Raw genomic sequence first — 14,152 nt, forward strand, 5'->3', positions numbered from 1 at the left:
CCGCTCCGGAGGCGCGTCCGGACCCGCGCCCCGGTTCTCCGGGTCCGCGTCCGCGCCCGCGTCCGGACCCGCGTCCGCGCCCGCGCCCGTGCCCGGATCCGCCTCCGCGCCCGGACCCGCGTCCGCGTCCGTGTCCGGCCCCGTGGCGGCGCGCACCGGGACGGACTCCGCGCCGGCCGTGCCGGCCGTGCCGGGCCCCCGGGCCTCCTCCGCCCGCGCGGTCGGCAGCAGTGGTGGCGGCGCCGGCTCCGCGGGCCGCGATCCGGCGGGGTCCGTGCCGGGCCGCGGGCGGTCGGCATCCTCGGGGCGGTCGGAGGTCAGGGCCATGCCGGTCACCTCTCCTTCTGCAGTACGGACAACGCGGCGATCAGCCGGGCCTGGTGATCGGGCGCCAGACGGAGGTCGTCGAGCGGCGCGAGCCGCCGGTCGCGCTCGCCGTGGAGGGTGCGCTCCCCGCATTCGGTGAGGAGCCGTTCCCCCCGGTCGCGAAGGCGTGCGGCGGCCTCCTCGCCCAGCATCCGGGCGAGCTGGTCGGCCGCCGTGCGGGCCCGGCCGCCGGCGAGAAGGGCGACGGCCAGCAGCGCGGCCACGTGGTCGGGATCGGCGGTGCCCGGACGGTGCGCCAGGGCGGCCTCCTCCTCGGCCAGTTCCTCGACACAACGGGACCAGCGCCGTACGGCCACGCCGACCCGGTCGGCGGAGCCGGCCGCGCGGGCGGACATCTCGGGGAGCGGGCCCGCTCCGGCGGCCCGGTCCCGCCGCCAGTCCCCGCGCATGCGTTCGTCGGCGTGGATGACGGCGCAGCACAGGTGCGCGGCGAGGCTGTCGGAGCACGCCTCCAGGAGTTCACCCGGTCCGCTGTGCCAGGGGTAGCCGCGCCAGCGGGCGAGGGCATCGCCCGCGAGGACCGCGCCGGCGGCCAGTTCACCGCGCGCCCGCGCCGCGGCCTCGTCATAAGCCTGTTCGACGCACTGGGACAGTCTGACGGCGGCGGAGTGCTGCGCGGCCGCCGCCGCTGCCAGGGCGGGCACCCGGACGTCCAGGGAGGCGAGTACGCCGTTCACCGTCCGGGTGGCGGCGACGGTCCGGGCCGCGGGGTCCTGCGCGCGCTGCGCGAGCCAGTCGCGGAGGCCGGCCACGGCGGTGGCGGGCAGCAGTCCGCCGCCGTCACCGGCCGACTCGGGAAGCTCGGGGACGGTGAAGCGGGGGACGTCCCCGAGACCGGCCCTGTCGAGCAGCGCCCCGTACTGCCGCGCGACCTCCGCGGCGACCTGGTGCGGCACCCGGTCGAGCACGGTGACGAGTGTGGCGTCGTACTCCTTGGCCGAGCGCAGCAGATGCCAGGGCACCGCATCGGCGTAGCGGGTGGCGGTGGTGACGAGCACCCAGACGTCCGCCGCGGAGATCAGCTGGGAGGCGAGTTCGCGGTTGCGGACGACGAGGGAGTCGATGTCGGGGGCGTCGAGCAGGGCCAGTCCGGGCGGGAGGCTGCTCGCCGTCTCGACGCGGAGAGCGGTCTCCGCGCCGTCCGTCCCGTCGTCGGCCTCCTCCAGTTCCTCCGCGAACAGGTCGTGCGCGTACGGCAGAAACTCACCGCGCCCGGCCTCCCGGCCGGCCGCGCGGACTCGCACCAGGTCGGGGAGCACCCGCCGGCCCGCGAACCAGTGGTGGTCCTCGGGATGGCAGACGAGCACGGGGGTGCGGGTGGTGGGCCGGAGCACGCCGGCGGGGCTGACGGGCCGTCCCACGAGCGAGTTGACGAGGGTGGACTTGCCGGCGCCCGTCGAGCCGCCGACGACGGCGAGGAGGGGCGCCTCGGGGGCTCTGAGCCGGGGGAAGAGGTAGTCGTCCAGCTGCGCCAGCAGCTCCGCCCGGTTCTGACGGGCGCGCACGGCGCCCGGGAGGGCCAGCGGGAAGCGCAGTGCGGCGACACGGTCGCGCAGTGCGGACAGTGCGTCGAGCAGCCGGGGCTGTGCATCCAAAGTCGCCACATGCGAAGAATGCCCGTTTTTAGTAGGTTTTTGAAGCGTATGACGGACCTGCGTGCCGGGAGATCGTGATACGGCTGTGACCCCCGGGGGCCAGGCATAACGAGTGCACAACACCCGACGGTTGAGACGTGAAAAGCGATGCGGGATTCGCACCTGCCTGCGATTATCGGGTTCGCTTCACTGAACCTCCACAAGGTGTCACGGAGGTGAAGCAAGCGGGACGAGGTGCACGGAGCCCTATCCTTGTCCCGGCAAGGCAAGGCCAAGGTACGCCGTTCTCCGGGCACCGGCACCACCGCCCGCAGCGCGGTCGGACCCGCTGGCGCCGGGGCTCCAGGCCGCCGAGGCCGCCATCCGGCCCCCGTAGCTCAGTGGATAGAGCAGGTGCCTTCTAAGCACTTGGCCGCAGGTTCGAGTCCTGCCGGGGGCGCCCAGAACATGGGAAGCACGGGACGCACGCGGCCCGGCGACTCCCTGCCCGCCACCGGGCTCCCGGCAGCCCGTAGCCCGTAGCCCGTAGCCCGTAGCCGCACGATCGGCCGGTCCCCGCGCCCCCGCAGCCGGGGAAGCCGCAAGCGGTTGCACACGGCATGAGGGCCCATCATCGACGGCGGCACCACTGATGGTGTGTCAGCGAACTCCTCCACCGAGCGGCTCTGCTTGGCCTTCAGCCGAATGATCTTGGTTCGGGGGGCTTCGATGCGGCCGGCATCGGCGTGCTGAGCCGTATCGCCCGCGTCAGCGAGCCGAGTGGCCGGCATCACGGGGAAACCTCGCCCCGCCCTTCGCATGGGCGCAGCGGACCATCGCAGGCGGACAAGCACCGGCTCCGGCACAGCGAGCGACCTGTGGCGCGCACGGCAGCGTGCGCTCATCGACAGCGGTCGCCGGAACCAGGCCAAGCAGATGAACGTCGACGAGATCAGGACGCTCTGCGGCACCAAGTACGACGCCCACATCGCCGATGTGATCGGCGGTCTCCGGCACAACGGGTAGTTCCACGCGTTGCTCACCCAACGCGGCTGGACGATCGACTACGACGTCCTGACGGAGCGACAGCGTGGTGCACGTGGACCCGGCGCTCGATCCTCCGCGTGGAGGCACCCGCGTTTCTCGGGATGAACGCTCGACGATGCCGTATCCGCCCCGAGCGCCCTCGGCGACCCCGAGGTGGTACGCCGCTCGGCCTCGTCGCTCGTCGCTCGTCGCCTGCGACAAGATCGTGATCCGGGCACTGTGCGAGGAGAACGAGAACGAAGTCTCGGCGATCGGGCTGTGGTGGCCCGGCGAGGGGACGGCCGCCACCTGGCTCCGCGCCTTTCCACCGCGGTCCGCAATCCTCTCCGTCAGCCCTGGGCGAGGCGACACGGTGCTGGTCCGGGAACTCGGGATCAACTCGGAGTCCCTGCGGGGCTGGGTGAAGAAGGCCGGCGCCGCCGAGCAGGCGAAGACGATCGAGATCGTGAGCATGCGGCCGCCTTCTTCGCGAAGGAGAGCGACGACCGGTGAGCACGGTATGCCGGTTCGTCCACACGGAGCAGGCGGACTACCCGGTCACGGCTGCTGTGCAAGGCGCTGGAGACGGCCCGGTCCACGTACTACGCGTGGGCCGCCCGGGCCGAGGCCCGGGCAGCGCGGCGACGGGCGGATGAGACCCCGGCCCACGAGATCACGGTGATCCACGCCGCCTCCCGGCGCGACTACGGCGTCCCGCGCGTCACCGCTGAACCGCGCCGCCAGGGCCGGGGGGTCAACCAGGCGGATGGAACGGATCACGCGGGAGCACGGCATCACCGGGAACAGCCGACGCACCGCCGTGGCACCGGCCGGGCAGCCCCGCGCGGCGGTAGGGCGCGGGGTGTGCGGGGCGGTGCCGGAGAGCCACGGCGGGGTCGGAGGGCCGACGGCCGGCGGCCGCGGCCGCGTCCCGCGCGCCGTGCCGCGGGGCAGCGCGGCGGATCGCCGTGGGTCCCGGCGGATCGCGCCGTGCGGCGGCGGTCAGCCCGCGGGTGCGGGAGCGGCGGAACCGGTGCCCGGGGGGTCACGGGCGACGGCGAGGAGGGCCATGTCGTCGGCCGACCTCCCGTCCGTGTGCGCCTCGATGTCTTCGAGCAGCGCGTCGAGGAGAGCCGTCGGCCCCGGGAAGCGGCGGCCGCTCAGCCGGGCCACCGGGTCGTAGAAGGCGCCCTCGGAGTTCCGCGCCTCGGTCACCCCGTCCGTGTAGAGCAGCAGCGTGGCCGACGGCGGGAAGGGCACCACGGCGCCGCCGTCCTCCGGCTCCTCGCCGAGCGCCAGGCCCAGCGGCAGCGCGTACGATCCCGGCTCCAGCGGCCGCACGGTGCCGTCCGGCAGGAGCAGCAGGGGCGGGGGATGGCCGCGGTTGACGATCCGCAGCCGGTCCGGTTCGCCGGCCGGGACCTCCGCGAGGACGGCCGTGACGAACCCCTCGTCCTCCTCCGTCCCGGCCCGCTGCCGGGCCTCCCGGCGCAGTGCGCTCTCGATCCATTCGGCGGCCTCCGGCAGGTCCGGAACGCGCTCGGCCGCCTCCCGGAAGGCGCCGAGCACGACGGTCACGGCGTCCACGGCCGACAGCCCCTTGCCGCGGACGTCCCCCACCACCATCCGCGTCCCGTACGGCGTGCTCTGCACCGCGTACAGGTCGCCGCCGATGCGGGCGCCCGTGTATGCCGCCTCGTACCGCACCGCGACGGACAGGTGGCCGATCCGGGCGGGCGGTGTCGGCAGGACGGCGATCTGGGCCGCCTCGGCGATCCGGCGGGCCGAGGCGAGCCGGACGACGCTGCGCCGCAGAGCGCTGTTGATGAGCGGGGACAGCAGGCCCACGAAGACGACCGTGGTCAGACGGACCAGCGCCTCCCCGGTGGGGATTCTGTCCCACCAGAAGGCGTTCACCGACATCACCGCCACCGCGACGGCCGACACGGTCAGCGTGCCGCGCAGGGTCCAGAGGGCCGCGGCCGCCAGCGGCGCGGCGGCATAGGTGGCGGAGACCGTCGTGCCCCTCGGCACCACCAGATTGATGACGACCCCGGTCAGGATCAGCCCGTACGGCAGCACCCACGGGGCGCAGCCGAACAGGCCGGTGCGGTGGAGGCGCTCCCAGGGGTCCTCACCGCTGCTGTCGTTCATCGGCCCGTGCCGCCCTTTCGCCCTTCCGGTGTCCGTGCCTCCGGCTCCGATTCCTCCGGCCCGCACCGCGCACGTCCTCGGCCTCCAATCTCCCGCCCGTCCGGTGCTCCGGCCAGCCGGTTGCCACCAGACGGACGAGATGCCGCGCAGGGACCGGGAGGGGCGTGCGATGCGCGGAGTGGCGTGACGTGCGAAGGGGCGTGACGCCGTGAGCGCCACGCCCCGCGAGGTGTTCGATGCCGGTCGATCGGGAAGGGGCCCGGCGCGGGCCGGGGACCCGGCGCCGATCAGGCCGCCGGTTCGCCTACGTGCGCTGCCGTCGGCCGCCTCCCGCCATGGCCGCGGTGGCGAAGGCCAGAAGGGCCGCGACGCCACCGGCGATGATGTTGGTCGTGAGGGTCCTGGTCGTCGACACGTCTCCGACGACGACCCAGGGCGCGACGACGGTCCACAGACCGATACCGGCCATCGCCCAGCTCATGCCGTGCGTGCGGTCGTAGGCGTCGCCGCCCATGCCGCGTGCCAGGAGGACGAAGGCCAGACCCGCGATGAGGTTGGTCACCGCCAGCGCCGTCAGGCCGCTGAATCCCACGATCCAGGGCGAAGCGGCGATGAAGAGGCCGGTCAGCAGGCTGAGGGCCTCGACCGCCTGAGCGGTCGGCGAGGCCACCGCCCGTTCGGACTGGGCCTGCAGGGCCATGATGTCGGGGTGCTGGGCGATGCTCGACGATGTCTGTGCAGTCACCTGGAACCCCTCCTTCCCTTTCGTCTGATGTGCCTACTACTAACGGCGTAACCAGGGGGTTCCCGCCCAAACGCGGCGTGTCCACCGGATCGGGCCGGGCGGACCGTCCGTGTCCGGACCGCCACGGTGCGCTTCCGGCCGGTGCTCCGGGACCGGAGCCGGTGCCATCCGGGCCCTCCTCCGCGCCGAGCGGGTCACGGCGGGCCGTGTGCTCCGCCCGGCCGGCGACCGCGATCCCGGGATGGCGCAGATCGAACGCCGGGAACGACCCGCCGTGTGACACGTCTCATGCCCGGCCGTACCGGCATGTGGCGCAGGTGAGTTGGGGACGCGGCCGGTGGTGTGCGGAGACACGGGGAGGGGAACACGGCATGCCCGCGCGCGCCACGGGTACGCGCGTGCTCGGCCTTCCGCGGCCGGACCGGTGACCGGCCCGTGCCGCACGGCCGCCCGCACCCTCGTCGACAGCGAAGGAACACCACCGTGGCCACGGCAACCGCGAACCCCCCGATCTACCAGCTCCTCGTCGAGGAGCACGGTGACGTGCTCGCCGCGACCCGGGACGCCGTCCGGGAGACGCAGCGCGCCGCGAGCGCCGCTCTGGACTGGAGCGATCTGCGCCCCGCCCGCCGGGCGGTGGAGCAGGGACGGGCGGACAACGCCGGGGGCGGCGCCCGGGACCGTACCCGGGAGCCCGGACGGGAGCCCGGGCCGAGGCCCGGCGCGACGGCCGGGACCCCTGCGGCCGGGGCGGAGGCCCCTGAGGCGGAGGCCCCTGAGGCCGGGAAGGGGAGCCCGGAGGCCGGGAAGGGGGGCCCGGAGGACGGGGCGGAGGCGGGCTGGTTCGGCCGCCCGGAACAGGCCGGGCCGTCCGGGCGGGAGACGCCCGGCACCGGCACTGCGGAGGAACTCCGGCGTTGACGTGCTCCCCGGCCCGGAGTCCGGGGACTCCCGGCTCGGGTCGTCCGGTCCTTCCGGGGGCTTCGTGCTTCATCGCGCTGTACGGGCACGGGTGCCCGTGTTGCCGGCGCTCCACCGGCATTCTGCGAGACTCCCGGGCGCCGGGGAATGCTTCACGGCGCCGGAACGGCTACGGCCGCCGTGCGCGGAGCACGGCGGCCGTGGTGCGCGGTCGGGCGCGGTGACGATGACCACCGCTGCCCGCCTCGCGGTTCGGATGCCCGTCCTTCCCCTCGGTCATGCGTTCCCTTCTGCGTTCCGCCGGCGCCTCAGTCGGTCGGGACCAGGACGACCGGGCAGTGCGCGTGGTGCAGCACCGCCTGGGTGACCGGGCCGAGCTGCAGCCCGAGGTGCCGGTGCGTGCGGTGGGTGGCGAGCACGATCACGTCGGCGGTGCGGCTGGCCTCGACCAGCGCGGGGGCCGCCGCGTTGCACTCGTGGTCCGGGATGACCTCCACGTCCGGGAACTCCGCCCGGAACGGCGCCACCTCGTACCGGGGCAGGGCCTCGGCCTCCTTGCGGCGCTCGTCGCCCTCCTTCGGGGGGACGTCGAAGGCGCCCATGTACGCGCCGGCCGGCAGCGGCGGGTACAGCCAGGCGTGCAGGGCCCGCAGCCGGGCTCCGCGCCGGGATGCCTCCTCGAAGCCGAAGCGCACCGCGTCGCCGTCCTGGTCGGACTCCACGCCCACCACCACGGTGCCGCGGGCGGCCGCGTCGGTGGCCTCACCCCGGACAATCATCAGCGGGCTCGCGCAGTGCGCGGCGACGCGGAGGCTGACCGAGCCGAGCAGAAGCCCGGTGAAGCCACCGTGGCCGCGGGTGCCGAGCACCGTCAGCGCGGCGGTCTCGCTGTGCCGCACCAGGGCGGGGACGACGGCCTCGCTGGTGGTCACGGGTATGACCTCCAGCCCGGGGTGGGTCGCGCGGACCTTCTCGACCGCCTGGCCGACCATCGCCTGGGTCTCCTCGGCGAGCGTCGGCGGCTCGTGCGGGGTCTCGCCGGGCAGCGGCGGCGGGTTCCACGGCCAGCCGCACAGGACCTCCAGCGCGGTGTCGCGCCGGACGGCCTCCTCGGCGGCGCGGTCGAGGGCGCGGAACGACGGTTCCGACCCGTCGAAACCGACGACGACGCGGCCGCGGATGTCTTCGTTCTTGCCGGTGGCGGTCATGACATTCCTCCCGAGTGATCCATCCGGTGCTGCGGTGGTGCGTGCAGCGGTCGTGCGGTGTGCGTGTGCGGTTGTGCGGTCCGGCCGGTCCCGGCCGGGGGCGGACGGCGCCGTCCCCGGCCGGGCCGCCGGGGCTATCCGGCGGCCGGGGCGACCCGGTCGCCGTAGTAGGCGGCGCGCATGATGGCCTGCATGTCGTCGAGCATCGGCATGCGCGGGTTGGCCGGTGCGCACTGGTCCTCGTAGGCGTTGAGCGCCTGCTGCGGCAGGGCCTCCAGGAAGGCGGTCTCGTCGACGCCGGCGGCCTTGAAGGACGGTTCGATGCCGGCCGCGTCGCGCAGCCGCTCGACCGCGGCGGCGTAGGACTCGACACCCTCCGCGGGGGTGGTGGCGGGCAGGCCCAGGGCGCGGGCGATCTCCTGGAAGCGTTCCGGTGCCCGGTAGCTCTCGTACTTGGGCCAGCTCGTGAGCTTGGTCGGCACGGTGCCGTTGTAGCGGATGACGTGCGGCAGCAGGATCGCGTTGGTGCGGCCGTGGGCGACGTGGAAGGTGGCTCCCAGGGTGTGCGCCATGGCGTGGACGATGCCGAGGAAGGCGTTGCCGAACGCCATGCCCGCGATGGTGCCCGCGTTGTGCACCCGCTCCCGGGCCTCCGGGCTGGCGGCCCGGTTGTTCACGGCCTGTTCGAGATTCTCGAAGATGAGCTTGATGGCGTGCAGGGCGGGGCCGTCGGTGAAGTCGTTGGCGTAGACGGAGACATAGGCCTCGGTGGCGTGGGTGAGGGCGTCGAAGCCGCTGTCGGCGGCCAGGGCCGGCGGCAGGTCGGCGGTGAGCAGCGGGTCGACGATGGCGACGCTGGGGGTCAGCGCGTAGTCGGCCAGCGGGTACTTGCGGCCGGTTGCCGGGTCGGAGATGACGGCGAACGGGGTGACCTCGGCGCCGGTGCCGGAGGTGGTCGGCACGCACACCAGGCGGGCGCGCTCGCCGAGGACCGGGAAGCGGAAGGCCCGCTTGCGGATGTCGGAGAACTTCTGCCGCATGTCGGCGAAGTCGATGTCCGGCTGTTCGTAGAGCAGCCACATCACCTTGGCGGCGTCCATCGGGGAACCGCCGCCCAGGGCGATGATGGTGTCCGGCTTGAAGTCCCGCATCAGGGCGGCCCCGCGCTGCACGGAGTCGATGCTCGGCTCCGGCTCGACGTCGTCGATGACCTGGACGGTGACCGGCTGCGGGCGGCGCTGCAGCACACGGTTGATCCGGTCGACGTAGCCCAGGCGGGTCATGGTGGCGTCGGTGACGACGGTGATCCGGTGGACGTCCGGCATGGAAGCCAGGTAGCGGATCGCCTGCGGCTCGAAGTAGATCTTCGGCGGCACCTTGAACCACTGCAGATTGTTGTGACGGGTGCTCATGCGCTTGATGTTGAGGAGGTTGGCGGCCGAGACGTTGTTCGAGACGGAGGTCGAGCCCCAGGAGCCGCAGCCCAGGGTCAGCGACGGCAGCAGGCTGTTGTAGATGCCGCCGATGGCGCCGTGCGAGGAGGGCGCGTTGACGATGACACGGACGGTCTTCATCCGGCGGCCGTACGCCTCGGCCAGCTCCTCGTCGGCGGTGTGGATGACGGCGCTGTGGCCCTGGCCGTGGAAGGCGACCATCGCCGCCGCCAGGTCGAAGCCCTCGTCGGTGGAGCCGGCGCGCAGCACGGCCAGCACGGGGCAGAGCTTTTCGCGGGTCAGCGGCTCGTCGGCGCCGACGTGGTCGGTCTCGACCAGGATGACGGAGGTCTCCGGCGGCACGGTGAAGCCGGCCCGCTCGGCGATCCAGGCCGGGCTCTGGCCCACGACGGCCGGGTTGACCTTGGCCTCGCAGCCCTCGCCGCCGCCGGCGCCGGCGGGGAAGAGGAACGCCTCCAGCTTCCGCTTCTCCTCGGCGGTGGCCCGGTGGGCGTGCAGCTTCGCGAACTCCGCGAGCGCGGCCTCGTAGATCTCCTCGTCGAGGATGACGGCCTGCTCCGAGGCGCAGATCATGCCGTTGTCGAACGCCTTGGACAGGACGATGTCGTTGACGGCCCGGCGGAGCACGGCGCTGCGGTGCACATACGCGGGGACGTTGCCGGCGCCGACGCCCAGCGCGGGCTTGCCGGCCGAGTAGGCCGCCTTGACCATGCTGTTGCCGCCGGTGGCCAGGATCATCGCGACGCCGTCGTGGTGCATCAGCGCGGCGGTGCCCTCGATGGACGGCTGCTCGATCCACTGCACGCAGTGCTCCGGCGCGCCCGCCGCCACCGCCGCGTCCCGCACGACGCGCGCCGCCTCGGCGCTGCACCGCTGGGCGCTGGGGTGGAAGGCGAAGACCACCGGGTTGCGGGTCTTCAGTGCGAGGAGCGCCTTGAAGATGGTGGTGGAGGTCGGGTTGGTGACGGGGGTGACCGCGGCGACCACGCCCACGGGCTCGGCGATCTCGACGAGGTCCTCGATGTCGTCGCGGCTGATGACGCCCACAGTCTTGGTCTTGGCCATGCTGTGGGTGACGTGCTCGCAGGCGAACATGTTCTTCGCCGCCTTGTCCTCGAAGACACCGCGGCCGGTCTCCTCAACGGCCATCCGCGCGAGCTGGGTGTGCTTGTCGAGGGCGGCGACCGACGCCTTGGCGACGATGTGGTCGACCTGCTCCTGCGTCAGGTGCTCGTACGCGGCGAGGGCCTTGAGGCCGTTGGCCACCAACGCGTCGACGGCAGAGGTGCGTTCGCCTGCCACGCTGCCGGTTGCCGCGCCGCCGCCCGCCGCGCCGCCGGAAGCCGGGCCGGTGACCGCCGCGCCGCCGGAAGCCGGGCCGGTGACCGCGCCGCCGGAAGCCGGGCCGGTGACCGCGCCGCCGGCGGGGGCCGGCTGGGCGGACTGCTGGTCGGACTTCGCGGGCTTGGCGGGCTTCGCGGCCTTGGCGGGCTTCGCGGCGGGCCGGGTGCCGGCGTCGTGTCGGGTCATTGCGGTGAGCCTCCGTCGTGGGGTCGCGTGACCGGTGCGGGTCGCGGGGCTCGGTCCGGTGGGGCCGTGTCCCGGGGGCTGGTTGCCGCCCCTCGTCCATCAGACTTCCGCAGCGACGAGGTGGTCCACAGGTCCCGAAGGTCCCGCCGCGGCAGGCCGATGGGGCTCCAAAACCAGGGTACGAAAGGGGACCCCGGGCCGGGTCCCGGCCGGGACCGCCGGGCCGGCGGGGACCTTGGGGCCCATCGGTCCCCCGCCCGGGGACGACAGGGACCTGTCGGGGCGCCGGTGCCCGGGGCGACCGTGGAGGCACGTCCTCACCAAGGAAGAGGCCCCACCATGGTCCGTTACGTGTACGACTTCACCGAGGGCGGCCGCGACATGGCCGGCCTGCTCGGCGGCAAGGGCGCCAATCTGGCGGAGATGACCCGGATGGGCCTGCCCGTGCCGCCGGGATTCACCGTCACGACCGAGGCGTGCCGGGCCTTCCTGGCCACCGGTTCCGAGCCGGAGGGCCTGGGGATCGAGGTGGCGGAGAGCCTGGCGGCGCTCGAACGGGACGCCGGACGGAAGCTGGGGCAGGCGGACGACCCGCTGCTGCTCTCCGTGCGTTCCGGGGCCCGGTTCTCCATGCCCGGCATGATGGAGACGATCCTCGACATCGGCCTCAACGACCGCTCCGTGCTGGGTCTCGCGGAGGTCTCCGGGCAGGAGCGCTTCGCCTGGGACTCCTACCGCCGCCTCATCCAGATGTTCGGCAGCACCGTCATGGGCGTCGACAGCGCCCTGTTCGAAGCCGCGCTGGCCGCGCTCAAGGAGCGCCGCGGCGCCTCGGACGACCTGCACCTGGACGCCGCCGACCTGACGGAACTCACCAGGACCTACAAGGAGATCATCCGCCGTGAGACGGGCGAGGAGTTCCCGCAGGAGCCCGAGGAGCAGCTCCAGCGGGCGATCCGCGCCGTCTTCGACTCCTGGAACGGCGAGCGCGCCCGCATCTACCGCCGGCGCGAGCACATCTCCGACGACCTGGGCACCGCCGTCAACGTGCAGCGCATGGTCTTCGGCAACCTCGGCCCCGACTCCGGCAGCGGTGTCGCCTTCACCCGCGACCCGGCCACCGGGCGCCCCGGCATCTACGGCGACTACCTGGCCAACGCGCAGGGCGAGGACGTCGTCGCCGGCATCCGCAACGCCGTTCCGCTGGAGGAGCTGGGGCGGACCGACCCCACCTCGTACGCGCGGCTGCGCGAGTACCTCCAGACGCTGGAGGACCACTACCGCGACCTGTGCGACATCGAGTTCACCATCGAGCGCGGCAAGCTGTGGATGCTGCAGACCCGGGTCGGCAAGCGCACCGCCGAGGCCGCCTTCGCCATCGCCTCCGAACTGGCGGACGAGGGGATGATCACGGAGGACGAGGCCCTGGCCCGGGTCTCCGGCGACCGGCTCGCCCGGCTGATGTTCCCCCGCTTCGACACCGACGCGGTCGGCGCCACCCTCGCGCGCGGCATCCCGGCCTCGCCCGGTGCCGCCGTCGGCGTCGCGGTGTTCGACTCCGCCGAGGCGGTGCGGCGCGCGGCGGCCGGGGAGAAGGTCGTCCTCGTCCGGCAGGAGACCACCCCGGACGACCTGCCCGGCATGATCGCCGCACAGGCCATCCTCACCAGCCGCGGCGGCAAGACCAGCCACGCGGCGGTCGTCGCCCGCGGGATGGGCAAGGTCTGCGTGTGCGGCGCCGAGGAACTGGCCGTGGACACCGGGGCGCGGCGGTTCACCACCAACGGCACGACGGTGACGGAGGGCACCGAGATCTCCGTGGACGGCTCGGCCGGCACGGTGCTCCTCGGGGCGGCCCCGCTGATCGACTCGGTCGTCATGCGGTACTTCGAGGACGGCGGCAGGATCGCGGAAGACGCCACCGCCGCCACCACCTCCGGCTCCGCCACCGCTGCCGGGGAGGACTCGGCGCCCGTCGTCGCGGCCGTGGACCGCATCATGCGGCGCGCGGACTCCGTGCGCCGCCTCCAGGTGCGGGCCAACGCCGACACCCCGGAGGACGCCGAGCGGGCCCGCCGGTTCGGCGCCCAGGGCATCGGCCTCTGCCGCACCGAGCACATGTTCCTCGGCGACCGCCGCAAGCTGGTCGAGTCGATGATCCTCGCCACCACGGACGAGGAGCGCGACGCGTCCCTGGCGGCCCTGCTGCCGCTCCAGCGGGAGGACTTCACCGGAATCCTCGCCGCGATGGACGGCCTCCCCGTCACCATCCGGCTGCTCGACCCGCCGCTGCACGAGTTCCTGCCCGACCGCACGGAGCTGTCGGTGCGTGTCGCCTCGACCGTGGCGCGCGGGGAGACCCCGGAGCCGCACGACGTCGAACTGCTGGCGGCCGTCAACCGGATGCACGAGGAGAACCCGATGCTGGGCCTGCGCGGAGTGCGCCTGGGCCTCGTCGTCCCGGGCCTCTTCGCCATGCAGGTGCGGGCCATCGCCGAGGCGGTGGTGGAACGCAAGCGGGCCGGCGGCGACCCGCGAGCGGAGATCATGGTGCCGCTCGTGGACACCGTCAAGGAACTGAGCCTGGTCCGCGAGGAGGCCGAGGAGGTCCTCGCCGAGGTCTCCAAGGCGTCCGGGGTGACGGTGGACCTCCCGATCGGCACGATGATCGAACTGCCCCGGGCCGCGCTCACCGCGGGCCGTATCGCGGAGGCCGCGGAGTTCTTCTCCTTCGGGACGAACGACCTGACCCAGACCACCTGGGGCTTCTCCCGCGACGACGTCGAGGCCGAGTTCTTCTCCGCCTACCTGGAGAAGGGCATCTTCCCGGTCTCCCCGTTCGAGACCCTCGACCGGGAGGGCGTGGGCCGGCTGGTGGAGATCGCGGTCGCCGAGGGCCGCGCCGCCCGCCCGGACCTGAAGATCGGCGTCTGCGGCGAGCACGGCGGCGACCCGGACTCGGTCCACTTCTTCCACGGCGCCGGTCTGGACTACGTGTCCTGCTCCCCGTTCCGTGTCCCGGTGGCCCGCCTGGAGGCCGGCCGCGCCGCGATCCCGGACGACGGCACCGACACGACGAAGTGACGTGACGATCGGCGACCGGGCCCGGCCCCCGAACCCCGGGGCAGCCGGGCCCGGCCCACCGCCCCGCCC

The 14,152-nt window shown here is 73.8% G+C and carries 8 protein-coding genes and 1 tRNA gene; 4 read left to right on the plus strand and 5 right to left on the minus strand.

Annotated features, from left to right (window positions below; translation table 11 throughout):
* Positions 1 to 332: 332 nt before the first annotated feature.
* Positions 333 to 1,982 (minus strand): dynamin family protein, encoded by a 1,650-nt coding sequence (locus KBZ10_RS02720; protein ID WP_210986064.1) that lies wholly within the window; start codon positions 1,980 to 1,982, stop codon positions 333 to 335.
* Positions 1,983 to 2,348: 366 nt separating this feature from the next.
* Between KBZ10_RS02720 and KBZ10_RS02725 the strand changes: the two genes are divergently transcribed.
* Both KBZ10_RS02725 and KBZ10_RS02730 read left to right on the plus strand, forming a co-directional pair.
* Positions 2,349 to 2,421, plus strand: a tRNA-Arg gene (locus KBZ10_RS02725).
* 359 nt (positions 2,422 to 2,780) lie between these two features.
* The gene (locus KBZ10_RS02730; RefSeq protein ID WP_210985841.1) at positions 2,781 to 2,987 is read left to right on the plus strand and encodes a hypothetical protein; all 207 of its coding nucleotides are present in this window, start codon (positions 2,781 to 2,783) and stop codon (positions 2,985 to 2,987) included.
* 1,002 nt (positions 2,988 to 3,989) lie between these two features.
* On the opposite strand, the gene KBZ10_RS02735 is transcribed toward KBZ10_RS02730, so the two are convergent.
* Together KBZ10_RS02735 and KBZ10_RS02740 are read right to left on the minus strand one after the other, a co-directional pair.
* Entirely contained in the window at positions 3,990 to 5,141 is a 1,152-nt protein-coding gene (locus KBZ10_RS02735) for a PP2C family protein-serine/threonine phosphatase (protein WP_210985842.1), read from the minus strand.
* A gap of 304 nt (positions 5,142 to 5,445) precedes the next feature.
* Positions 5,446 to 5,886, minus strand: a complete 441-nt coding sequence (locus KBZ10_RS02740; RefSeq protein ID WP_307847153.1) for an SPW repeat protein — start codon at positions 5,884 to 5,886, stop codon at positions 5,446 to 5,448.
* A 483-nt stretch (positions 5,887 to 6,369) separates the two neighbouring features.
* Here KBZ10_RS02740 and KBZ10_RS02745 point away from each other — a divergent pair, with 483 nt between their 5' ends.
* Entirely contained in the window at positions 6,370 to 6,807 is a 438-nt protein-coding gene (locus KBZ10_RS02745; protein WP_210986100.1) for a hypothetical protein, read from the plus strand.
* Between the two features lie 308 nt (positions 6,808 to 7,115).
* Here the strand turns inward: KBZ10_RS02745 and KBZ10_RS02750 are convergent, their stop codons facing one another.
* Together KBZ10_RS02750 and adhE are read right to left on the minus strand one after the other, a co-directional pair.
* The gene (locus KBZ10_RS02750; RefSeq protein WP_210985843.1) at positions 7,116 to 8,015 is read right to left on the minus strand and encodes a universal stress protein; all 900 of its coding nucleotides are present in this window, start codon (positions 8,013 to 8,015) and stop codon (positions 7,116 to 7,118) included.
* A gap of 134 nt (positions 8,016 to 8,149) precedes the next feature.
* Positions 8,150 to 10,999 carry a bifunctional acetaldehyde-CoA/alcohol dehydrogenase gene (gene adhE, locus KBZ10_RS02755; protein ID WP_247701715.1) on the minus strand — a complete coding sequence of 950 codons (2,850 nt, stop codon included), beginning with the start codon at positions 10,997 to 10,999 and terminating at the stop codon, positions 8,150 to 8,152.
* Positions 11,000 to 11,338: 339 nt separating this feature from the next.
* Here adhE and ppdK point away from each other — a divergent pair, with 339 nt between their 5' ends.
* Entirely contained in the window at positions 11,339 to 14,083 is a 2,745-nt protein-coding gene (gene ppdK / locus KBZ10_RS02760; protein WP_210985844.1) for a pyruvate, phosphate dikinase, read from the plus strand.
* The last annotated feature ends 69 nt before the right edge of the window (positions 14,084 to 14,152 follow it).

The sequence above is a fragment of the Streptomyces sp. F63 genome (assembly GCF_018070345.1).
Taxonomy (GTDB): Bacteria; Actinomycetota; Actinomycetes; order Streptomycetales; family Streptomycetaceae; genus Streptomyces.

Excerpts from the sequence above, each read along its gene's own strand:
- KBZ10_RS02730 (WP_210985841.1), top strand. The coding sequence starts at position 2,781 with ATGGGCGCAGCGGACCATCGCAGGCGGACAAGCACCGGCTCCGGCACA.
- KBZ10_RS02735 (WP_210985842.1), bottom strand. The coding sequence starts at position 5,141 with ATGAACGACAGCAGCGGTGAGGACCCCTGGGAGCGCCTCCACCGCACC.
- KBZ10_RS02750 (WP_210985843.1), bottom strand. The coding sequence starts at position 8,015 with ATGACCGCCACCGGCAAGAACGAAGACATCCGCGGCCGCGTCGTCGTC.
- adhE (WP_247701715.1), bottom strand. The coding sequence starts at position 10,999 with ATGACCCGACACGACGCCGGCACCCGGCCCGCCGCGAAGCCCGCCAAG.
- ppdK (WP_210985844.1), top strand. The coding sequence starts at position 11,339 with ATGGTCCGTTACGTGTACGACTTCACCGAGGGCGGCCGCGACATGGCC.